General features: G+C 50.7%; 17 protein-coding genes and 1 tRNA gene. 14 read left to right on the plus strand and 4 right to left on the minus strand.

The window, feature by feature from the left end:
• Window positions 1–511 precede the first annotated feature (511 nt).
• From rimP to ACKI3C_RS07695, 5 genes are all read left to right on the plus strand, one after another.
• Entirely contained in the window at window positions 512–976 is a 465-nt protein-coding gene (rimP, locus tag ACKI3C_RS07675; protein ID WP_407403702.1) for a ribosome assembly cofactor RimP, read from the plus strand.
• A gap of 10 nt (window positions 977–986) precedes the next feature.
• Entirely contained in the window at window positions 987–2,246 is a 1,260-nt protein-coding gene (nusA, locus tag ACKI3C_RS07680) for a transcription termination factor NusA (protein ID WP_407403704.1), read from the plus strand.
• A gap of 101 nt (window positions 2,247–2,347) precedes the next feature.
• On the plus strand, window positions 2,348–5,236 hold the full coding sequence (gene infB, locus ACKI3C_RS07685) for a translation initiation factor IF-2 (RefSeq protein WP_407403706.1): 2,889 nt from the start codon (window positions 2,348–2,350) through the stop codon (window positions 5,234–5,236).
• A 132-nt stretch (window positions 5,237–5,368) separates the two neighbouring features.
• Window positions 5,369–7,087, plus strand: a complete 1,719-nt coding sequence (gene aroA / locus ACKI3C_RS07690) for a 3-phosphoshikimate 1-carboxyvinyltransferase (protein WP_407403708.1) — start codon at window positions 5,369–5,371, stop codon at window positions 7,085–7,087.
• A gap of 156 nt (window positions 7,088–7,243) precedes the next feature.
• Window positions 7,244–8,407 carry a hypothetical protein gene (locus tag ACKI3C_RS07695; RefSeq protein ID WP_407403710.1) on the plus strand — a complete coding sequence of 388 codons (1,164 nt, stop codon included), beginning with the start codon at window positions 7,244–7,246 and terminating at the stop codon, window positions 8,405–8,407.
• Between the two features lie 137 nt (window positions 8,408–8,544).
• Here ACKI3C_RS07695 and ACKI3C_RS07700 read toward each other — a convergent pair whose 3' ends face one another.
• The 4 genes from ACKI3C_RS07700 to ACKI3C_RS07715 form a co-directional block, all read right to left on the minus strand.
• Complete coding sequence (locus ACKI3C_RS07700; protein WP_407403712.1) at window positions 8,545–9,684, minus strand: TolC family protein; 1,140 nt, start codon at window positions 9,682–9,684, stop codon at window positions 8,545–8,547.
• A complete protein-coding gene (locus ACKI3C_RS07705; protein ID WP_407403714.1) occupies window positions 9,681–12,815 on the minus strand; it encodes an efflux RND transporter permease subunit in 3,135 nt (1,044 codons plus the stop codon). The genes ACKI3C_RS07700 and ACKI3C_RS07705 overlap by 4 nt, the downstream gene beginning before the upstream one ends.
• A gap of 75 nt (window positions 12,816–12,890) precedes the next feature.
• Complete coding sequence (locus ACKI3C_RS07710; RefSeq protein WP_407403716.1) at window positions 12,891–14,066, minus strand: efflux RND transporter periplasmic adaptor subunit; 1,176 nt, start codon at window positions 14,064–14,066, stop codon at window positions 12,891–12,893.
• Complete coding sequence (locus tag ACKI3C_RS07715; protein ID WP_407403718.1) at window positions 14,066–14,281, minus strand: cation transporter; 216 nt, start codon at window positions 14,279–14,281, stop codon at window positions 14,066–14,068. The genes ACKI3C_RS07710 and ACKI3C_RS07715 overlap by 1 nt, the downstream gene beginning before the upstream one ends.
• A 501-nt stretch (window positions 14,282–14,782) precedes the next feature.
• On the opposite strand from ACKI3C_RS07715, the gene ACKI3C_RS07720 reads away from it, so the two are divergent.
• From ACKI3C_RS07720 to ACKI3C_RS07760, 9 genes are all read left to right on the plus strand, one after another.
• Window positions 14,783–14,858, plus strand: a tRNA-Lys gene (locus ACKI3C_RS07720).
• 310 nt (window positions 14,859–15,168) lie between these two features.
• Window positions 15,169–15,372, plus strand: coding sequence for a helix-turn-helix domain-containing protein (locus tag ACKI3C_RS07725; RefSeq protein ID WP_407403720.1), 204 nt, complete (start codon window positions 15,169–15,171; stop codon window positions 15,370–15,372).
• A gap of 3 nt (window positions 15,373–15,375) precedes the next feature.
• Window positions 15,376–16,851, plus strand: a complete 1,476-nt coding sequence (locus ACKI3C_RS07730) for a DUF3825 domain-containing protein (protein ID WP_407403722.1) — start codon at window positions 15,376–15,378, stop codon at window positions 16,849–16,851.
• Window positions 16,851–17,966, plus strand: coding sequence for a helix-turn-helix transcriptional regulator (locus tag ACKI3C_RS07735; protein ID WP_407403724.1), 1,116 nt, complete (start codon window positions 16,851–16,853; stop codon window positions 17,964–17,966). Before ACKI3C_RS07730 ends, ACKI3C_RS07735 begins: the two co-directional genes overlap by 1 nt.
• Before the next feature lie 258 nt (window positions 17,967–18,224).
• Window positions 18,225–18,605 carry a hypothetical protein gene (locus ACKI3C_RS07740; protein WP_407403726.1) on the plus strand — a complete coding sequence of 127 codons (381 nt, stop codon included), beginning with the start codon at window positions 18,225–18,227 and terminating at the stop codon, window positions 18,603–18,605.
• Window positions 18,606–18,742: 137 nt separating this feature from the next.
• On the plus strand, window positions 18,743–19,189 hold the full coding sequence (locus ACKI3C_RS07745; RefSeq protein ID WP_407403728.1) for a hypothetical protein: 447 nt from the start codon (window positions 18,743–18,745) through the stop codon (window positions 19,187–19,189).
• Window positions 19,190–19,239: 50 nt separating this feature from the next.
• A complete protein-coding gene (locus ACKI3C_RS07750) occupies window positions 19,240–19,746 on the plus strand; it encodes a hypothetical protein (protein ID WP_407403730.1) in 507 nt (168 codons plus the stop codon).
• Window positions 19,747–19,802: 56 nt separating this feature from the next.
• Window positions 19,803–21,845, plus strand: coding sequence for an ATP-dependent RecD-like DNA helicase (locus tag ACKI3C_RS07755; protein WP_407403732.1), 2,043 nt, complete (start codon window positions 19,803–19,805; stop codon window positions 21,843–21,845).
• On the plus strand, window positions 21,842–22,468 hold the full coding sequence (locus tag ACKI3C_RS07760; protein ID WP_407403734.1) for a hypothetical protein: 627 nt from the start codon (window positions 21,842–21,844) through the stop codon (window positions 22,466–22,468). Before ACKI3C_RS07755 ends, ACKI3C_RS07760 begins: the two co-directional genes overlap by 4 nt.
• Window positions 22,469–22,589 lie beyond the last annotated feature (121 nt).

The following is a 22,589-nucleotide window of genomic DNA, read 5'->3' on the forward strand; positions in this document are numbered from 1 at the left end:
GAAAATATTTTGCTTCTCATTGGCGTGATTTGCACTATCTTTCGTTCATATATGAACCCATATACTCGCTCAATATAGCACAAATCCTGACACAATGATAATCTAAAATCTTGTTCTTGTCCTAATGGACTTTCCGGGTCGAAACGTGCAAGGTGGCGGCCTTCAACCGCAGTATAGTGTATCGCGTTTACCCTGTCCTGCCTTCGCTTGCGCTCAGTTAGGACAGGGTTATGTGCAGAACTGCGTTCTGCGTGTCGGCTTTCAGCCTCTCTTTGCCTTACGCTTTGTGCGAGAGAAAGATTTTCATAAGATCCGCGCGGGGAGTTCTATTGCTGAATAGTAACCTTGCAGGCAGAGAATTGTTAAAAAAACATAAATATTTTAGTTATGGGCGCATACATTAATTGTTTGAAGGGCGCAGTGTTGCACAAATGGCACAAAATGAGTAATTTTGCATTGCAATCGTGAGAGGGGGCAGGTGCTTCCTCGTTTTTATTATATTTATAAACGCATGATAGACAAAGCAGCACTTACACAGGTCATCAACGACACGCTCGACGGCACCGACATGTTCCTCGTGCAGCTCACCGTGAGCCGCGACAACATCATCGACGTGCAGCTCGACAGCATGACCGACATCAACATCGACGACTGCGTCATGGTCAACAACGCAGTGCTCGACGCCTTTGACCGCGACGTGGAAGACTATGAACTCACCGTGGGTTCTTACGGCATTACTTCCCCTCTGCTGGTTGTGCGCCAGTATGAGAAAAACATAGGACAGGAAGTGGAAGTGCTCACCGCCGACGGACGCAAGCTCAAGGGCGAACTCACCGCTTGCGACGACGAGGGATTCAACATCGACGTGCCCACCAAGGTAAAGCCCGAAGGCAAAAAACGCCCCGAGCTGGTCATGGTGAGCACCCGATTCAATTACAGCGAAATCAAATATACAAAAATCATAATTAAGTTCTAATCATTCAATTATGGCAAAGAAAAAAGAAGAAACGGTCAACATGCAAGAGCAGTTCTCATTCTTCAACTCCGAGAAGAATATCGACAAGACTACTCTCATCAGCGTGATGGAAGAATCTTTCCGCAGCGTGCTGGCCAAGATGTTTGGCAACGACGACAACTTCGACGTTATCGTTAACCCCGACAAGGGTGACTGCGAGATTTATCAGAACCTCGAAGTCGTGCCCGACGGTGAGGTAGAAAACCCCAACAAGCAGATTGCGCTCAGCGAGGCCCAGGCCGACGACGACCCCGACTGCGAGGTGGGCGAAGAGCACACTCGCAAAATCAACTTTGAGAAGTTTGGTCGCCGTGCCATCCTCAACCTGCGTCAGACCCTTGCCAGCAAGATTCTCGACCTGCAGAAGGACGCCATCTACAATAAATTCAAGGACCTTGAGGGCGAACTCGTCACTGGCGAGGTTTACCAGCTCTGGAAACGCGAGGTGCTCCTCATGGACGATGAGAAAAACGAGCTCATGCTCCCCAAGGACCAGCAGATTCCTTCAGACATCTACCGCAAGGGCGATACAGTGCGCGCCGTGATCCACCGCGTGGACAACACCAACAACAACCCCAAGGTGATCGTGTCACGCACAAGCGAGGCTTTCCTGCGCCGTCTCTTCGAACTCGAAGTTCCCGAGATCCACGACGGACTCATCGTGATTCGTGCCGTTGCACGCATCCCGGGTGTGCGCGCCAAGATTGCCGTTGAGAGCTACGACGACCGCATCGACCCCGTAGGCGCTTGCGTGGGCGTGAAGGGCGGACGCATTCATGGCATCGTGCGCGAGCTGCGCAACGAGAACATCGACGTCATACCCTACACCACCAACGAGTCGCTCCTCATGCAGCGCGCCCTCAGCCCCGCCAAGATCACTAGCATACGCCTCGACCCCGAGACCAAGCACGCCGAGGTATTCGTGCGCCCCGAGGAGATTTCTCTCGCCATCGGCGCCAAGGGCCTTAACATCAAGCTCGCATCACAGCTCACAGGTTACGAGATCGACGTATTCCGCGACACCGACAACGATGTAGATGACATCTACCTCGACGAGTTCAAGGACGAAATCGACGCTTGGGTTATCGACGCCATCAAGAACGTGGGTTTCTCACGCGCAAAGCAACTTCTCGCCGTTCCCCGCGAGGAAATCATCGAAAAAGCCGACCTCGAAGAAGACACTGTCGACTTCGTTTACCAGGTTATTCGATCTGAATTTGAAGACGAATAATTCCTCACCGCGTTCACTTTGCTCGCGGAGCCTGCCCATGGCTGCTCGCACGCAGGATTACTACTGCTAATTAAAACAAAAACAATTACTTAAATTAGATTATGCCAATAAAGATAAGTAAAGTAATAAAAGATTTAAACGTAGGTGCCGAAACCATACGTGGATTCCTTGAGAAGAAGAACATCACCGTTGACCCCGGTGTCAACGCGCGCATCGAAGACTCGGTCTATGATATGCTCATCAAAGAATTCCGCCCCGACATGGAACAGCGCCTTAAGGCCGACGACGCTTCTAAAGAGCGATTGAAAGGCAAGGAAAAAAGCAAAGAACGCAAAGTTGAGGATATTCCCACCGAAATACCCGGACAGAAGCCCAAAATCCTGGGCAAAGTTGACCTTGACGCCATAGGCAAACCCGCCCCCAAGGCCGAAGAGCCCAAGAAGGAAGAGCCTAAACCCGAACCCGTGAAGGAGAAAGCTCCCGAGGCCAAGAAGGTTGAAACTCCCAAGAAGGAGGAAGCGAAACCCGCCGAGCCCGAGAAGAAGCCCGAGCCCAAGGTTGAGAAAAAAGAAGAAAAGCCTCAACCCGCCAAGCCCGCCGCTCCCGAGGCAAAAGCCGAGAAGGCACCCGCTCAACCCAAGAAGGAAGAGCCCAAGCCCGAAAAGGCTGCCGCAAAAAAGCCCGAGCCCAAGGTAGAGAAACCCACCGAGCAACCCGCCAAGGAGGAGAAAAAGGAAGAGGAAGAACTCATCTCGCTCAAGCCCTCTACTCCCGCGGCCAAGCTCACCATCGTGGGCAAGATTGACCTCGACGCCATCAACACAACCACTCGTCCCAAGCCCAAGACCAAGGAAGAGAAGCGCAAAGAGCGCATCGCCAAGGAGAAGGCCGAGGGTGCTGCACGCAAGAAACGCAAGCGCATCGGCAAAGAGAAAATCGACATCGAGCGCAGCGGAGCCATGATTCAGCAAAACCAGCAGAACCAAGGCAAGAAGGGCGGCAACAACCAGCCCGCAGGCAACCAGGGCGACCAGGGAGGAAAACGCAAGGACAAGAAGGCTAAACGCCCATTCAAGGCCGAGGTGAGCGAGGAAGACGTACAGAAGCAAATCAAGGAAACGCTTGCACGTCTCACCGCTAAAAACAACACCAACAAGAAAGGCGCGAAGTGGCGCAAGGAGAAACGCGAGGCTGTGCGCGAGGCCGAGAACGAGGTTGCAGCACAAGCAGCAGCCGAACGCAAGGTACTCAAACTCACCGAGTTTGTGACAGCCAACGACCTGGCTGCCATGATGGATATCCCAGTAATCAAGGTTATTGGCACTTGCATGAGCCTGGGCATCATGGTTTCTATCAACCAGCGTCTCGACGCCGAGACCATCAACATCGTGGCCGACGAATTTGGTTTCAAGACCGAGTATGCCAGCGCCGAGGTGGTTGAGGCTATCCAAGAAGAAATAGACAATCCCGAGGACCTCGAGGAGCGTCCCCCTGTTGTCACCGTCATGGGTCACGTTGACCATGGTAAGACATCTCTGCTCGACCACATCCGCAACGCTAATGTGATTGCTGGCGAGGCCGGCGGTATCACCCAGCACATCGGTGCTTACATCGTGAAACTCAAGAACGGACGTCGCATCACATTCCTCGACACCCCCGGTCACGCAGCGTTCACCGCAATGCGTGCTCGTGGTGCCAAGGTCACCGATATCGTTATCGTTATCGTGGCTGCCGACGACAACGTCATGCCGCAGACCGACGAGGCCCTGAGCCACGCTTCGGCAGCCGGCGTGCCCATCATCTTCGCCATCAACAAAATTGACAAACCCGGTGCTAACCCCGAGAATATCAAGGAACAGCTGGCACAGCGCAACTACCTCGTGGAGGAATGGGGCGGCAAGTACCAGAGCCAGGACATCAGTGCCAAGAAAGGCATTGGCGTGTTTGAACTCCTTGAGAAGGTGCTCCTTGAGGCCGACATGCTCGAACTCAAGGCCAACCCCAACCGCAAGGCAACCGGTTCGGTCATCGAGTCTTCACTCGACAAGGGCCGTGGCTACGTTGCCACAGTGCTCGTCGATAACGGCACCCTGCGTGTGGGCGACACCGTGCTCGCAGGCACACACTATGGCAAGGTTAAGGCAATGTTCAACGAGCGCAACCAGCGCATCACCGAGGCAGGTCCCGCTTGCCCCGTGCTCATCCTGGGTCTCAACGGCGCTCCCACTGCCGGCGACAAGTTCAACGTCATGGACACCGACCAAGAGGCACGTCAGATCGCTAACAAGCGCGAGCAACTGCAGCGTGAGCAGCAACAGCGCACCCAGAAGCGTCCTGGCTTGAGCGACATCGGACGCCGCATGGCACTCGGTGAGTTCCACGAACTCAACATCATCGTCAAGGGCGACGTGGACGGTTCTATCGAGGCACTCAGCGACTCACTCATCAAGCTCTCTACCCCCGAGGTACAGGTCAATGTCATCCACAAGGCTGTGGGTGCCATCAGCGAGAGCGACGTCACCCTGGCAGCAGCCAGCGATGCCATCATCGTGGGCTTCCAGGTACGCCCGTCGGCCGATGCTAAACGCGCCGCAGCTCAAGAGGGCGTAGATATCCACATCTACTCTATCATCTATGATGCTATCGAGGAGATCAAGAGCGCGATGGAGGGTATGCTCTCGGCCGAAGTCAAGGAAGAAGTGTGCGGTACTGCCGAGGTATTGCAGGTTTACCACATCAGCAAGGTGGGTACCATTGCAGGTGCCATCGTGCGTGAGGGTAAGATCAAACGCACTTGCAAGGTGCGCGTGATTCGCGACGGCATCGTGCGCTACACCGGCAATCTCGCCTCGCTCAAGCGTTTCAAGGACGATGCCAAGGAAGTTGCCACCGGTTTCGACTGCGGTCTCTCATTGCAGAGCTACAACGACCTCGTGGTAGGCGACATGATCGAGGCATTCGAGGAAGTAGAAGTAGCACGCACTCTGTAAAGAACGGGTGCTGACGCACATATAAGAACGGGCTGGCGCCCTTTAAGAACGCTCACGATGTTAGCTTCAAGAGCTTCTTGAAGGGCGCCAACCAATTAAAACTTCCATCTTAAAGCGTTGCGTCCTTAAATAATGCTGTATTATCTCAACATAGGAAGTAACCTGGGCGACCGCGAGGAGAACTTGCGGCGGGCCGTTGACGAGCTCTCATTACTGGGTTCGCGTTGCATTGTGTCAAGCATTGTCGAGAGCGAGCCGTGGGGGTTTGAAAGCAGCAATGCGTTTCTCAACGTGGGCGTTATGCTTGAGAGCGACCTTGAACCGCTCGACATGCTCCACCATTGCCAGGCGATAGAGCGACAGTTGGGTAGTGCAGCACACCGCGACAGCAACGGCAACTATGTGGACCGACTCATCGACATCGACATCATCCTTGCCGGCGAACTTCACATCAACACTCCCGAGCTCACTATTCCTCACCCCCGCATGCACGAGCGCGACTTCGTGATGCGCCCCCTGCAAGAACTCAGAAAAAAGATTGAAACCCTAGAGAACCTAGATGACCTAGAGAGCCTAGATGGCCTAGAGCACCTAGAGAGCCTAGAAAAAGTAAAAATTATGAACCACAAGATAACCGCACCTGCATCAATCAGCACCACCGTGGCACTGCCCACTAGCAAGAGCCTTGCCACACGCATGCTCATCATCAACGCGCTCACCGGCAATCCCCAGCCGCTGCGCATCGATGACACGTGCGACGACATCGACATCATGCGCGCTGCACTTGCCAGCACATCGAGCGACATCAACGTGGGCGCAGCCGGCACGGCAATGCGGTTTCTCACGGCCTATTTTGCTACACGCGAGGGGCGCACTGTCACCATCGATGGCACCGCGCGCATGCGGCAACGCCCCATAGCACATCTTGTGGACGCACTGCGACAGCGCGGCGCCAGCATTGAGTATGTCATGGAAGAGGGATATCCCCCGCTGCGTGTCACTGGTCGAAATCTCGACAAGCATGAGGTCGCCATCGACGGAAGCCTAAGTTCTCAGTACATCACCGCATTGCTGCTCACAGCGCCCGTCACAGGCGGCTGCACCATCAACCTCCTGGGCAACATCTCCTCGCGTCCCTACATCGAGATGACACTGGGGCTGATGCGTCGCTGCGGCATCAACATCGACTGCGACAGCACCTTGCGCACCATCACCGTGCACGAGGGATGCTATACCCTGCCCGCAAGCACCGCCATCGAGACCGACTGGAGCGCGGCAAGCTACTGGATTGCTATGCAAGCTCTCATGCCTGGGTCGCAAGTCACACTCACCGGATTGACCGCCGACAGCCTGCAAGGCGACAGCGGCATCATGAAAATGTGCGGTTTCCTGGGCATTGACGCCACATGGACACAGCAAGGGCTCACGCTCACCACGGCCACACCTGCCGAGGGCGACATCAATATCGACATGGAATCGATGCCCGACATCATACCCACCATAGCAGTAGCGCTGTGCCTCATGCGCAAACCTTTCACTATCAACGGAGTCAAGACGCTGCGCATCAAGGAGAGCGACCGCGTGGCGGCACTCCAGGCCGAGCTGGCCAAGGTGGGATACACCTTGCTCTCCCCCACCCCCGATTCCATCACCTACGACGGCAACCACACCCAGGTAGATGCACCGCAACCCATTGCTACCTACAAGGATCACCGCATAGCAATGGCTATGGCAATGGCATCAACCCGACACCGCGGCATCATCATCACCGACGCCGCAGTGGTCACAAAGTCATACCCCCACTACTGGCAACACCTCGCCGCAGCAGGATTCAAACCGAGCGAGTGCTAACCAATGCTGCAACATAAAACAAACTATACACCAATGTTTTCGTGGGCTACCGTGGCAGCAATTTGTCACACAATTTTGGGCTTTTGGCAATTTTTATATAACTTTGTGGTTTGAACACTTAATAAACACAATAATTACTACAAAAACTCATTATTTATGAAACTCAACAACATCATTAAGGTGTCGCTGGTTGCTGTTGCTGTCATAGCATGTAGCCTTAGTGCCAGTGCACAATTTAAAAACCTGGGTAACCGCATCAAGCAGAACGCCAAAAACGCTGTTCAAAACAAGGTTGAACGCACTGTAGATAATGCTGTAGATAACGCAATCAACACAGTTGAGAAGGAAGCAAAGAAGCAGCTTGACATGGCAGTTGAGTACAAGACCCAACTCAACGCCCCCAACTTGGACGAATGCAACGACATCGATAAGATGTATGACGCATTTGAATACTGGGCTAACCTCCAGGATATGGCCAACAAGAAGAAAGACGTGGAGTGGCTGTGCTCTGACAAGGGCGAGCAGATGGGTGCCATTTTCAACAAGATTGCAAACGACAACTCGAAGGAAGTGGCTCGCTGGCATTCATGGAGCACTGCCCAGGAACGCTGCAGCGAAGTGGGCAAGGCAACACGTGCTCTTCTCTATGACGGATATCCCAAGGCCGAAGATTACAGCGGCAACAACAACGCATTCCTCGCTGCGGCACTCAAGTGGTATGTAGAAAAGGCCAAGAAAGGCAAGAAGAACGCAAAGCAGTACTACACCAGCAACGGCGCTGCTACACGCTACCTTGCATTCTGCACCGACCGTTATACCGACGACGAGGCCATCGAGAAGCAGACCAAGGAACTGCGCAAGCTCTACGACAAAATGGACGAGTCTTACAAGGCTAAATACCCCAACGCTAACCCCTACCTCACTTGTGAGCAGGTGAAGAAAGAAGAGGCCGAGGCAAAGGAAAGAGCAGCTAAAGCAAAGGCAGAGAAAGAGGCAAAGCGCAAAGCCGAAATCGAGGCATCAAAGCAGACTCTGAAACCCGGTGCACTCAACAAGTCGATGAACGCGCAGGTGCTCAAGGTGGCCAAGGCCAAGTTCCCCGGCGTAATCAAGGTGGTGGTTGAGAACGACTCATGGACCGTTAAGCGCGAGGGTGGCACAATCGCACGCCGCACACTGCTTGCTTGGGTTGTCACCAAGGACGCAGAGGGCAACCTCGTGGCTCACGACTATGGTTTCGCACAGGACTATATGGGCGGTGGCAAGTATGGCTCACTGCACCACTACAGCGTGGGACTGCGCCAAGTCTATGTAAAATAAATGGTAATTTTCATGACGGTGTTTCATGATGAAACAGCATGAAACTCTACTCACACCCCCCAAAATATTCACAATGCCCGCTACTACTCCAGTGGCGGGCATTGTTTTTCTTGTCGTCGTCATGCGAAAACCGCATGTCAGCGGTTGAGGTCGCACATGAGTTTATTGTATTTGTTCTCAAGTGAGATTTGTTCGAGCATTGCAGCGTGGATGCGGTCGGCCTGGTTGTAGTACTCACTCACCGTGAGTGCTCCGGCACGCACAGCCTTGTTGATCAGGGCCAGTGTTTCTCGCATCAACGGCAAGTCATAAGAGTCGATCGTTGCGCGCAGTTGCTGTGCCTCGGCGGTGAGCGCGCGGGTGCGGTTCTGTGCCTCGGTGCGGGCATCATCCATTTGTTTCATGGCAGCTTGCTGGCGTGCTCGGGCAGCTTTGACTTTGCCTGAATTAGAGAACAATGGCATCGACACCCCCACTAGGAAACCATTAGTGGCATCATTGTGGTCGGTGTTGCGGCGATAACCCACGGTGAGCGACGGCAGCCACCCTTTTTCGGCAACCTTTATCTCATGAGTTGCGGCATTGAGCTGAGCCTGTGCAATTTCCTGTTCGAGAGTGGGAGCAGATTTGTCGCAGGCAGGTTCTCTGGAAAGCACCAGGTTGTCGATGTTCTCAATGGGAATACCGCCGTTGAGTCCTTGCAGCTGCGATGCCAATGTAGCGATTTCGCCACGGGCCTGCACTAGCTGGGTATTCACCTCCATGCGGTCCATCTTGATGCGGTTCACGTCTATGATAGTGGCATTGCCCCGATTCATGCTAGTCGTTGTGGCAGCCAGCAACGAGTCGGCAGTGAGCAAGCGCTGGTCAAGCAAGTTGCGGGTGCACACCGCAGCCGAGATGTCGTAACACAGTTTCTTGGCCTCGAGCACGATGTCACGCCGCTCTGTTTGATATTGAAGATCAAGCACATGCCGCTGCGCATTCACGCTCTGCTTGCGCATCGCCCCAAGCGTGGGGAAATCAAATTCCTGCGACACGATAAGTTCGCTGCTTGCCAGCCCGTCGGCATTGCCGAAAAACGGGCTATACTCGACCGACGTGGGTCCCACAATCGAAGTCTCGCTGCCTAGTTGCGCCACGGCGGCGGCATTCTCGCTGGCAAGTGCCGCAAGGCGAGTATTGTTCTTCTCGATGCTTGCCAGTATCGCGGGGAGCGACTGTGCCCCGGCACACACGGCCACCATGCACAGTGTTATTGTAAAAAGTCGTTTCATAATTTTTTCAAGGAGTTATCGTCATCGTTATCGTAGCGAAGCGCATCGTCATCGTTTCTATGCATCCACTCATACACAATGGGGACGATGAATGCATTGAGGAATGTCGATGTGAGCAGTCCGCCCAGTATCACCTTTGCCATGGGACTCTGTATCTCATTGCCAGGCAAGTCGCCGCGCAGAGCCAACGGTATGAGTGCCAGCGCGCTAGTGAGGGCTGTCATCAAGATGGGGTTCATGCGTTCAAGCGAACCACGCAGGATGCTCTCACGCAGGCCAAGCCCATTCTCACGCAAGTGATTGTATTGAGAGATGAGCAGCATGCCGTTGCGCGTGGCAATGCCAAACAGCGAGATGAAGCCGATGATGGCGGGAATGCTGAGTTCGCCGCTTGTTATCGCTATTGCCAGAACGCCGCCTATGAGAGCCAGGGGCAGGTTGAGCAATATCACGCCGCTCTCGCGGGCATTGCGGAATTGAGCATTGAGCAGCAAGAAAATCACGAGAATGCTGATGAACGAGGTGAACAGCAAGATGCGGCTAGCCGCCTGCTCGCTCTCAAACTGACCGCCATACTCGATGTGGTAGCCCTCGGGCAATTCAATGTCCTCGTTAATGCGTTCCTTGATGTCGCTCACCACGCTTCCCAGGTCACGCCCGCTGCAATTAGCACTGATCACAATCTTGCGGCACACATTCTCACGGTTGATAGTGTTTGGTCCCATTGTAGAGGTCACTTCAGCCACATCGGTCACCGGCACTTTGCGGCCATCCTGGGTGTCAATGACGAGACTTTTCACCTCCTCGATTGTGCTACGGCTATGCTCGCTAGCCCTCACCACGAGGTTAAAGCTCTTGCCGTCCTCATTGACCAGCGAAACCACCTCACCGCCCATGTTCACCGAGATAAACTCATTGAACTCGGGCACCGAGATGCCCTGGCGCTGAAGCAATTCCCTGTTGGGGGTGATTTTGAGCTCGGGACGTTCCACTTGTTGCTCCACGTTGAGATCGGCAATGCCATCGACGTCTTCAATGGCCTCTTTTATCTCGTTGCCCAGGGTGAACATGCGGTTGAGGTTGTCGCCAAAGAGTTTTATGGCAATATTGGCCTGCGTGCCCGACAGCATTGCATCGATACGGTGGCTGATAGGTTGGCCTATCTCGATGTTGGCGCCCACAATCACGCCTAGTTTCTCGCGCACATCATCAAGCAGTTCCTGGTGGCTGCGCCCGTCAAGCTCATAGGGGGCCTCAATCTCGCTCACGTTCACGCCCAGGGCATGCTCGTCGAGTTCGGCACGGCCCGTCTTGCGCGCCACGGTCTTGATTTCGGGTATCTCGAGCAATAGTTTCTCGGCAGTGCGCCCTATCTTGTCGCTTTCCTCGAGCGAGATGCCCGGCAGCGAACTGATATTAATCGTGAACGACCCCTCGTTGAACGGAGGCAAGAAACTGTGGCCCAGCATGAAGAAAACCACCACAGCCACGGCAAATGCCCCTGCCGCGCTGCTCAACACCACGCGTTTGTGCCCGAGAACCCATTCCAGAGCATTGCCATAACGATTCTTGAGCCACAACACAATGCGCGCTTCGCGATCGCCGCCAGTTTTCGCTGGTGCTTTTGTGAGCAGATAACTGCACAGCACGGGAGTGAGCGTGAGTGCCACGACGGTTGAGGCAAATAGCGCCACAATGAACGCGATGCCCAGCGGAATGAGCATCCTACCCTCCATGCCGCTGAGGAAAAACAGCGGGGTGAACGACACCACGATTATGAGCGTGGAGTTAAGGATGGGCATGCGCACCTCACGCGACGCCTCATATATCACCCTGATCACAGGCAACTGCTCGCCAGCGGGCAATGCGCGGTTCTCGCGCAGCCGTCGCCACACATTCTCCACATCCACAATGGCATCATCCACTAGCGACCCGATGGCAATAGCCATGCCGCCCAGGCTCATCGTGTTGATGCTGAAGCCCAGCACATGCAGCGCCATGAGCGAGACAAGCAAGCTCAATGGCATAGCCACCAGCGATATAACCGTGGTGCGGGCATTGGCAAGGAAAATGGCTAGCACAATGATTACCATGAGCGCACCCTCAAGAAGCGAGGTGCTCACATTGTCGATACTGCTGTCGATGAACCTTGACTGGCGGAACACGTCAGTTGACACATGCACGTCGTGAGGCAGGTTAGGTTTTATCTCGGCGAGTGAAGCCTCCAGTTTCTCGGTGAGTTCCACCGTGCCCACACCGGGCTGCTTGGTCACGGTGAGGAGCACCGCAGGCTTGCCTCGCTCCGATGCCACGCCCAGTCGCGGTTCCTGCGCGCCGATGCGCACCTCGGCTATGTCGGCCAGGGCAACGGGCGATCCATCCACCATCTTCACCACCGAGCGCGACAACTTATCGACGGCGGCGGTCGATACCACGCCGCGCACAATATACTCGTTGCCATATTCATAGAGCACGCCGCCATTGATGTTGCGGTTCATGTCGCGCGTCACGTCCATTAGTTCATTGAGCGTGACGCCATAGTGCTTCATCTTGCCGGGATCAAAGAGTATCTGGTACTCCTTGATGTCGCCGCCCAGCACAGCCACCTGTGCCACACCTCCGGTAGAGAGCAACCGGGGACGTATGGTCCAGTCGGCAAGCGTGCGCAGATCGAGCATCGACGTCGAGTCGGCAGTGAGCCCCACGATGAGCAGCTCGCCCAGGATTGACGACTGCGGGCCTATGGTGGGCTGGCCCGTGCCCGGAGGCAACGACTCGCCTATCGCAGCCAGTTTCTCCGACACAATCTGGCGAGCCACGTAGATATCGGTATCCCATTCAAACTCAACCCACACCACGCTGAAACCCATAGTCGATGACGAGCGCACGCGGCGCACGCCTGTCGAACCGTTCACAGCGGTCTCAATGGGGAATGTGACCAACTGCTCCACCTCCTCGGCAGCCATACCTCCGGCCTCGGTCATCACCACCACTGTGGGCGCGTTCAAGTCGGGGAACACGTCAACCTCGGTGCGATGAGCCGTATATAGCCCGCCCAGAGTGAGAAGCACCGCCGCCAGTAACACCAGCAAGCGATTGTTGAGTGAAAACTTTATTATCTTGTTAAGCATTGTCTGTGATCAAATTAAAGCCCATAAGAAAGGAATGAATCAGTTAACCCAACCCTGAAACCCTTAAAGAAAAAATCAATGGTTGTGGGTATGGGCAGGTATTGCTCCGCTTGCTCCGGCAAGCTTCACATTGATAGCACCCTGCACCACCACATTCTCTCCACCTTTGAGTCCGGTGAGAATCTCGGTGCGCTCGCCGTCGGTAGCACCCAGCGTCACCTCTTGCTTGCGGTAACTATGGGCATCGAGCTTGACATACACATAGTAAACCTCTTGTTCCTCGGTGAGCGCTGTCGTGGGCACACTCAACACACCCTCGCGCTTGCCGGTAATCAAGAACACCTCGGCATAAGAACCAGGCACCACGGCACCATTGTTGTCAAACTGGAATGTAACAGGCACATAGGAAGTTGTGCTCACCGCCGACTTGCCCGACGACATGAGGTGGCCGCCCAGTTCCTTGATATCAACAACGGTGTTGCTATACTGGGTGCGGAACTTTGCCGACGTGATGAGATTGAGCGAGCCATAATAGCGCACAGGCACCTCGGCACGCAAGTAGAGGTGCTGGTTCTTGGTTATGGTCATGAGCGGATCGCCCACGTTGACAAAGTCGCCATCGTTGACCAGGCACTCTTTCACATATCCTCCCACCGAGGCTTTGACAGTGACGCCACGCGCAGTGGTATTGCTGCTCACGGCCTCATAGGCCACCCGGGCAGTCTCATAGTCGGCCTTGATGCCGCTGAACTCGCGGTCGGTGATCAAGTGGTCGTCGAGCAGCGGTTTAGCACGCTCATAGTCACGCTTGGCGGCAAGATAGGCAATGCGCGCACGCTTGGCCTGGTCACCATCCTGCAACTTATCGCTCGCCACATAGAACAGCGTGGTGCCGCCAGCTATGGCCATACCCTCACTGATGTGTTGGGCATGGGTCACAATTCCTGCCGTCGTGGCAACGATTGACGTCTCATCGCACGAGGCGGCCTGAATGCTGCCGCTCACCTCAATCACGTCATTGAAACTATCTCGTGTCACGGTGCTAGTCTTCACGCCAGCAGCCTCGGCCTTCTCTGGCTCCATGATGATGGTGCCGGGTGCATGCTCGTGATGTTCTTCGGCCTCAACCTCGTGGTCATGATCATGGTCATGATCGTGGTCACCATGAAGGCAACCAGCCAGAGGCATATATGCCAAAGCGAGGGTCGCACACACAGCGGCTCTCGCTATGATTGAATAACCCCGCTTCATTACAACACTTCGAAATCAGGTTCTACCTTCTTTGCTACTTTGACTATCTGCGCAAGCACAGCCTCTACATCGACTCCGTCGGCAAAGTCTACTTTCATCTTTTGCGTCATGAACGAGATTGTGGCATCGTTCACACCTTCCACTTTCTTTACTTCGGTCTCCACGAGGTTGGCGCAATTAGCGCAGTCCACCTCAATCTTATAACTCTTTTTCATCGTCGTTTATCTTTTTAGGTGGGTTCTATTAATTATGTCGAGACGATTTTGAGAGATGTTTTGAGTAGATTTTGCCAACGACGGAGTCGTTACACTGCATCGTAACCGATGGTCGAGACCGTCGGAGATACCAAAACAGGCTCAAAAGCGGCCGAAATAATAATTTATCTTTTCTAATAATTAATAGAACACACCTTTATTGTTTAACACTGCAAAGTTACAAATAATCTTTTGCAACTGGGTTGCAAAAGAAGCAACTATTACAATTCCCCCGTCAAGCATTTCTACTCCGGGGACACACCCAACCGCACTCCCCCGCTGTAACTCGCCAAGAAACATAACCTCATCGACTTTGACCCGTGCACTTTTGCACCAAGGGCATGATTTTGGTTCAAGGTTACGCAAATTTTGGTTCAAGGTTACGCAAATTTTCAAGAAAAACGTCAAAATATTTGGTAATTAAGGAAAAAAGCAGTACCTTTGCAACGCTTTTAAAACGGAGACTCGCTAGCTCAGCTGGTAGAGCACAACACTTTTAATGTTGGGGTCTTGGGTTCGAGTCCCAAGCGGGTCACCAAAACAAATCGCTAACAGGTTGATAATAACCAGTTAGCGATTTTTCTTTAATAAAATTGCCGACTTTTTGCCGACTTGTTCATCACTAATCCCAAAAACAACGGAAGAAAAATTTCGTGTCCTTATTATATGGTAATGGTGTGCCCAATTCTTTCATCTTCGAATGCGTAAAAAATCCTTCTAATAGCTATCCTATCTATTCTCATTGTGCTCGTTGCCGCAATTTTAAGTTAAGTGCAATATATTTTGTATTTCAAGATGAATTTGTCAAAACTATTTTATAACTTTGCATTAAACATTAAGAACTTAGCATGGAAAATTTAAATAGAATCAAAGGTGCATTGGCAGATGCAGGCAAAACAGGTGTCTGGCTTGCCTGTCAATTAGGAAAGGATCCCGTAACGATTTCCAAATGGTGCACAAACACCACACAACCCGATTTGCAGACGCTGGCAAAAATTTCGGAATTGCTAAAGATTAACATTCGAGAATTATTGGTAAATCAAAACTTCTAAGTTATGAATACGACAGAAAAAACAGGATTAATTAAATTGGGGTTTGTAAAAAATCTCAAACCAAATAAAAACGGAGAAAATTGTATTTCAGTTTTGTCTAAGATTATAGGACAGAGGGTTAGATTAAAGAACATTAACGAATTTATAGAGTCAGAGCTATGCAAAATAGAGTACTTTGATCAAAAGGGCAATCCGTGTACAATAGAAAATGCTCTTGTTTTAAAATTTCAATTAAATCAAAAGAGCAAAAACGGTGATTACATTTATGGTGTGTTTGAGAGAATGGACACAACAGGCAATTTCATGGGAATAACCTGGGAAATTACAAAAACTCCGAAATCGCTTGGCATTATAAATGAAAATAGTTTGGCGAACCTTTGCGCTATTGCAGATGGCACAATCAATGATATTGATGACGTCTTTGTCGTTAATAGCATTGAGTACTTTAATGGTGCAGGACATAACAAATTTCCAGACGGGACAGTTGTCGATGAAAAGAATGCAAAATTCATTAGATTCCAAACAACTCACAAAAATCATGATGGAAAGGTCTTATATGGTTGGTTTACTAAAAATATAAAAAATGATTTCGAAGGTATTGATTGGGGAACAGAAGACTCGTTTAAGAACTCCAGAAAAAACCGAGAGCAATTCTTTGTGGGTAGAATGGCCTTTGATACAATTGACGTATGCAATACCTTTTTAGAAAAGTTAGAAAGTAAGACAATTGAAGAGCCTTGGGAATACAAGAACAGAAAAGACCCTAAATTTAAATACCCCATCTTGAAATCATATCTTGAGTTCGAGCTAGATAGACTATATTATGAACAAGAGAAATACGGATGGGATGAAAAGATTCTTTATAACAAAGATAGGACCAAAGCATTGTTCAATACAAACCTTATCGATAAGTTTGGTCATGACTTGAACATCATGGGTGATGTTCTATTGTTAGGAGGACGAGAGATAATTTGTAATCTAGAGATGTGTCCATCAAAATTATCTCTTCGTAAACTCGGATTTGAAAATTACGAGCCATTGCCTCCCAAGTTCTTTGAGGACATAAATGAAATAGTGTTTCACTGCGAATGGGACATTGACTGCAACGTTTCAAAATATGAGCACATAATAGAGCAAAGAATAGATCGCTTCCCTGAAAAATATAAGGATCTTGAAGCAGATGACCTCGGTCAAAAGATGGACAACGCAATAGAATTTGCAAAAAAGATTGCACAAAGAAATTACAAGTTCATCATACCGATGTACTATCCAACAGCACGTCGTATTCAATTACTTATGCCTATATATCTTGAAACTTCTTATACTTCTCAGCCAGACTTTGCATTGGTTCTTACTCCACATGCAAACGAAAGAGTCTATACACCAGAAACAATACTAGGGTTGGACGAAGTGTATCAAGATGCAAGACTTGTAGCTAAACCAGAGGAATCGTGGTTAAATCCTCGAATTATAAAGTAATGGTAATTCGCAAGAATCTCTTTGATGGTGAGAGTTATAAGGCTGAATTTGCTATAATAACCTATCGGTGGCTTGTGAGCCGCCGATGGGTTACTTATGCTGATGTCTTAGCTGAATACCTAGGGTTAGAGTCATCTACACAATTGGAGTACTCTGTGTCAAAGTATTATGAATACACCAAAGATGATGATGCGAGAAAAAAGGGAATAAGGGAGTTGAAGAAAGCGTTCCCTGAGGTTTGTAGTGCAATCAAGGAAAGAGTTGGTAAAGATAGTATTGAAGAGGATGGCAACAATCGAAATAAGCGATTCCGTTACGTAGGCAAGGACAATGACCCTCTTGCTGATATGCGTAATGCAAAGGTCATTAACAACCTTCGCCAGTACTGGAAATTTTGCCAGGATTCGGCAGGGTTCTTCCCTAAGTCATGGCTAGAGTATTTCTTCAAGGATTGTCAGGACTTGCTTGACATGAAAGCCAAACGACAAAAAGGTGAACAGGTAATTAGTGCAAGCATTGACCGCATTCTAACTAACATTGAGTACTTGCCATCGTTATATGAAGCCATTTCAAGCAAAATGGTGCTTGAAATAGACTACAAGCCTTTTGATGAGGAAATAGTCACACTGATGTTCCACCCACACTACCTAAAGGAATACAATGGCAGGTGGCATCTGTTTGGTCATGTGGACGGGAAGGACCCGGAATTTGGCTATAATATAGCTCTTGACAGAATTCAGTCAAAACCACGTGAAAGGTCAAGAGTTGAATATGTGCCAGCACCAAAGCATTACTATGATGATTTTTTCAATGATATCGTTGGTACCACTCACGAGGAAGATGCGGTTGCCAAGCATATTATAGTTCGCGCACGCACTAACTATATGTTCAACTTGATAAAGACTAAACCTATTCATGCCTCACAAACTATTGCGAAGCCATTTGGCAAGCATGATGATGGTGAGTATGGCGAATTTGAACTGACCATTGAGGTTAACAATGAGTTCATGGGGCGTGTGCTTCAAATGGGCGACGGGCTGGAGGTGATGTCACCGCCCGAGGTGCGTGAACGCTTTGCCAATCGCGTGAAAAACATGATGGAAATATACAAATAATAGTTCCTGCATTGTCATGTAATGGTTCCAAATAGCAAGGAACCATTATAGGTGCAAAAAAGTTTGGCAAACCATTGTAAACAATATAATTTTGCAGTGTCAAAGTTTGAGGGAAACCTCGGCGGCGGCACTGCAAAATTGCTATCTAATGGTTCCAAAACATGAGGAACTATTATAAAGTCAAAAACACTTGGCGAGACTAAAAAATGACAGTAATTTTGCATCGTCAAAATTGTTTAACCAAAATAAATCGTAGTTATGAAAAAGACAAAAAGCAATCCCGTGATGAAATCAGCAAAGCAAATCAACCATGCAACCAACAAGCGCTGGAAGCAAATTGAGGGTACAAACGGTTACAAAATGGCTGCTAGCCGTGAGCTAACTAAAAAAGCCACTAACCGCATTAAAGAGGATATCTTAGACGGTATTTTCGTTGAACTGAGCGAGCGCTATCAAGACAAGTCATGGAGCGTTCAGAAGAGAGTGCTGAGACGTATCATCGAAAAACGCCAAGCGCAGGCAAATGCTCTGGTATTCGGCACGAGCCGTGGCCGTTTCGTCGCTCACGAGAATGCAAAAAGCACCAGGCGTTGCATCAAGTCGATTAATAAGGAACGGCACGCTCTGTGGGCTGCATAAATGAGCCTAATGGTTCCAAATTCAAAGGAACTATTAAACCAAGAAAAACATTTGGCGATGCATAAAAACAACCGTAACTTTGCAACGTAAAAACAAACTAATAAGCATCTAATACAAACAAAAAAAGGAAAACGATCATGAGAAACAACACTCTGACAACAGTCGCCATCAAGGCACTCCCTGCCCTCTCGGGCAGTTCTCTCACCTACAACGCTGTGAAGAACGTGTATCTAACCCAAGGCTGGACAAGCGCTGCCGGTAACTTCTACTACCGCGCGATACGCGTGTCAAACCGTCTCATCATCTTCTTCAACATAGGCGAAGGCTACTGCCACACCTTCATCAACGGCATCACGCTCTATGCCTGGGACGGCCAGAGGGCACGCATGATTGCCCAGAAGAACTGGGGCGGCTGCGACTGGCGCTGCTTCAACGAGAAATTCGCCCGCGAGGAAAGCGTCCACATGCTTGCCGACTACCTAAAAGGTCAGGCAAAGATGCTGGGACAGTCAGTGCCAGAGGAGCAACTGCTCAGTTTCTCACGCCAGATGGTGGCCGAGACACAGCAAAAACGCATCTCGTGACCTTAGACATAAAGAAAACAAAATCTATCAACCACAAAAAAATCAAACAAATGGCAACATTTACCAAAGCACTCAGCAAGGACCTGTTCGACAAGATCCTGCCCAGTTTCGGAACCGAGAGAGCAAACATCGTCTCATGGGACGAGGGACAGAAGATGTTCCTGTGTGATCAATACGAAAGCGAAAGCGGACACCTATACTACCGTGGCGTGAGGTTCTGCGACCGCATCGTCATCGTGGAAAAAGTAGGACTGTTCCACAACTGGACCTACATTGACTCCATCGAGATCTATGCCTTCAACGGCACAAAACTCGAACTGGTGCAAAAGCGCGACTACGAGAAAGTGTTCCGCAACGAGGAGTTCATCCGCACCGAGTCGGAGGCCATGCTGAAAAGCTACTTCGAGGGAGTGGTGAAGGCGCAAAATGTGTCAATACCGTCACAACAAGTCGAGGAGCAGGCCAAGGCCATCATCGAGCGTAGCTACAAGAGCTTCCTCGACAGCGACTTCAACGCTCGTCTCACCCAAATCCTTCCCCAGATAGGACAAGGGTGAGAGAGTCCTAAACCACCATGCTAAACAATTACTAACAAGCAAAAAAGCAGAAAAAGATGAAAGAAAACACAACACCCAACCGCGAACAACAAATGGCTTACGAGCTCGTAGCAAACACCAACACCAGCTTTTTCCTCACAGGACGCGCTGGAACCGGTAAAACCACTTTCCTGCATAGGGTGCAGAAAGAGGTGAACAAGCAGTTCATCACCCTTGCTCCCACAGGCGTGGCCGCAATCCTTGCAGGTGGTGACACTATCCACTCATTTTTCGGGCTGCCCATGGAGGTATGCGTTCCCGGAACATGCGGCAAGATGAGTGAGTCAAGAATCTTGTCGTTGCTTCATGCCGACACTATCATCATCGATGAGGTGTCAATGGTGCGCTGCGACATCATGGATGCCATCGACTACACCATGCGCAGGGTGTTGCGTAACAACATTCCCTTTGGCGGCAAGCAGATGATCTTCATGGGCGACCTGTTCCAGTTGCCACCCGTGACAAAAAAAGAAGACAAGGATCTGTTGCGCAAACTGTACCAGACCGAGGATTTCTTCTTCTACAAGGCCGATGCAGTGAAGCGCATGCGTCTTGTGACCATTGAGTTCAGGACCGTGTACCGTCAGGATGACGACGCGTTCCTGCAAACTCTCGAGAACATACGCCTGAACCACATGACCAACTCCGATCTCATGCGCCTCAACCGCCGTGTGTGCGAACCCAGCGAAAAGGACGGCATGGTCATCACGCTTGCGTCGGTCAACAAGACCGCCGACACCATCAACCAGCATCGCCTGGCCGAGATTGATGCCGATGAGTTCGTTTACGAGGGCGAAATCACAGGCAAGTTCGAGGCAAAGCGTATGCCAGTTGAGCCCAAACTGCGCCTCAAGGTAGGTGCGCAAGTGATGTTCACACGCAATGATCAGCAACGCCGCTGGGTAAATGGAACATTGGGCAAGGTGTCAAGTCTCACCGAAGACAAGATCTGCGTCACACTTGACAGCGGTGAGACCTACGAGGTGCCCCTTTGCTCTTGGGAGTCATACACCTACGAGTACGACCTAAAAGAGCGCAAGACCCAAAAGGAACTGCAAGGAACTTTCGTCCAGTACCCCTTGCGCCTGGCATGGGCAATCACCGTGCACAAAAGCCAGGGCATGACATTCGACAAGATGGTTCTCGACCTGAGTCGCGGAATGTTTGCCGCCGGTCAGCTCTATGTCGCCCTCAGTCGTGTCAAGACCCTTGGTGGCCTTTTCTTGACCAACGAGGTGATGCCGTACTATGCCCAGACCAACGGTGAAGTCCTCAACTACGCGGCAGGCTTCAACAACGAGAAGGTCATCAACAGCGAGATCGAAATAGGCAAGGCTGTCTATGACGCTCAGCGAAACAACGACCTAGACGAAGTGGCTCGCCAGTATCTTCTCCTAACTGCCCGCAAGACAGAAGAAGGAGAACTCATGGAAGCTATGCAGATGGCTAAGCGATTCCTTGACACTGTGGTGTGCGACGAGCACCTCTACGGCATCATCAAAGACGTGCCCCAAGAGTTGCTGCACAATACACACTGGCCGGCCAACTTCCTCTCGGCTCTGCTCTGCCTCTATGCCTGCAACTATGAGGCTGCACTCAAAGGCGCCTGCGATGTGCTTGAACAGCACGACTGTGCCGAGGCCATGTTTATCAAGGCTCGCGCACTCGCCAAGCTGGAGCGATACAAGGAAGCTGACCAGACCGTCACTGACATTGCCGAGAACTTCGAGATGGCTACCCCCGATGTGAAGATTCTCTACATGGCATCGATGCTCAACGAGCTGCATGTGGGCGACCCTGGACTTGACCTCATGCGTATGGTTGTGGGGCTGCGACCCAAGTATGACACAGCAATTGCATCGCTGCGCATGCTCATGAAACGCCGCAACCTCACCCTCGAAAAACAGTCGGAGGAACACGCCCAACTGGTGGATCTCTTTAACTCTGATGAGTCAGAGATTGAGTTTGCCGCGCAGTTGCAAAAGGCACGAAAGTCCGACAAAAAAGCTGTGGAGCATCTCATCCGTCGCATCAAGAAGCAAGACTTCCGCGAGAAATGAAAAAGAGAAGACACGCTGATTGCTCATTTGCAATCAGCGTGCTTCACACCGAAAATCCTATCATTAACCATATACAAAAAACGATGAAAAATTTCACTGCAAAACTGAGAGATATACAAAACCTAAAGTTCCCTATTGTCAAAGCCGCCTTTAAAGGACAAGACGATAAGATATACGTCGGTGCGATGATGATTGATACCGGTTCGGTAAACTGTATCTTGAACAAATCCGTCTTGCCTTTGCTCGGCGATGATGCAAGAATTAACGAGAGGTCAATGACAATACATTCTGTTCAACACAAAGGCGTGGAGTGTCAAGCATATTCGTTCTCTTTTCGCATGGGAAATGGAATGTTTAGTGATACATTCTTTGTTAATAGTGAGATGAATTTTGACCAGATGTTTGATTTCCCTTTCATCGGTATTGTTGGTTATAGATTTCTTATTAATCATGGCTTAGTACTTGATTATGAGACCGAAACCTTACACTCTTCATTGGGTACAATCGAGGGGGCTAATGAGGACTACGCATTTTTCTTTCCAATGTCATTTGGTTTGAAAAACTATAATATACCCGTGGTCGGACTCGTTTGTGACAATAAAGAACTCAACTTTAGCATTTGATAATAAATATTGCTAATTTATTGTCCGGCAGGACAATACCTAAATAACCCCCACCGCCGAACGAAGTGGCGGTGGGGGAAGAAATGCAACACGCACTGCGTCCAGCAGGACGCTAATCGGA

Origin of the sequence: Sodaliphilus sp. (genome assembly GCF_045598405.1) — a bacterium.
GTDB lineage: Bacteria > Bacteroidota > Bacteroidia > Bacteroidales > Muribaculaceae > Sodaliphilus > Sodaliphilus limicaballi.

Coding starts and splice junctions, on each gene's coding strand:
- rimP (WP_407403702.1), top strand. CDS start 512: ATGATAGACAAAGCAGCACTTACACAGGTCATCAACGACACGCTCGAC.
- nusA (WP_407403704.1), top strand. CDS start 987: ATGGCAAAGAAAAAAGAAGAAACGGTCAACATGCAAGAGCAGTTCTCA.
- infB (WP_407403706.1), top strand. CDS start 2,348: ATGCCAATAAAGATAAGTAAAGTAATAAAAGATTTAAACGTAGGTGCC.
- aroA (WP_407403708.1), top strand. CDS start 5,369: ATGCTGTATTATCTCAACATAGGAAGTAACCTGGGCGACCGCGAGGAG.
- ACKI3C_RS07695 (WP_407403710.1), top strand. CDS start 7,244: ATGAAACTCAACAACATCATTAAGGTGTCGCTGGTTGCTGTTGCTGTC.
- ACKI3C_RS07700 (WP_407403712.1), bottom strand. CDS start 9,684: ATGAAACGACTTTTTACAATAACACTGTGCATGGTGGCCGTGTGTGCC.
- ACKI3C_RS07705 (WP_407403714.1), bottom strand. CDS start 12,815: ATGCTTAACAAGATAATAAAGTTTTCACTCAACAATCGCTTGCTGGTG.
- ACKI3C_RS07710 (WP_407403716.1), bottom strand. CDS start 14,066: ATGAAGCGGGGTTATTCAATCATAGCGAGAGCCGCTGTGTGTGCGACC.
- ACKI3C_RS07715 (WP_407403718.1), bottom strand. CDS start 14,281: ATGAAAAAGAGTTATAAGATTGAGGTGGACTGCGCTAATTGCGCCAAC.
- ACKI3C_RS07725 (WP_407403720.1), top strand. CDS start 15,169: ATGGAAAATTTAAATAGAATCAAAGGTGCATTGGCAGATGCAGGCAAA.
- ACKI3C_RS07730 (WP_407403722.1), top strand. CDS start 15,376: ATGAATACGACAGAAAAAACAGGATTAATTAAATTGGGGTTTGTAAAA.
- ACKI3C_RS07735 (WP_407403724.1), top strand. CDS start 16,851: ATGGTAATTCGCAAGAATCTCTTTGATGGTGAGAGTTATAAGGCTGAA.
- ACKI3C_RS07740 (WP_407403726.1), top strand. CDS start 18,225: ATGAAAAAGACAAAAAGCAATCCCGTGATGAAATCAGCAAAGCAAATC.
- ACKI3C_RS07745 (WP_407403728.1), top strand. CDS start 18,743: ATGAGAAACAACACTCTGACAACAGTCGCCATCAAGGCACTCCCTGCC.
- ACKI3C_RS07750 (WP_407403730.1), top strand. CDS start 19,240: ATGGCAACATTTACCAAAGCACTCAGCAAGGACCTGTTCGACAAGATC.
- ACKI3C_RS07755 (WP_407403732.1), top strand. CDS start 19,803: ATGAAAGAAAACACAACACCCAACCGCGAACAACAAATGGCTTACGAG.
- ACKI3C_RS07760 (WP_407403734.1), top strand. CDS start 21,842: ATGAAAAAGAGAAGACACGCTGATTGCTCATTTGCAATCAGCGTGCTT.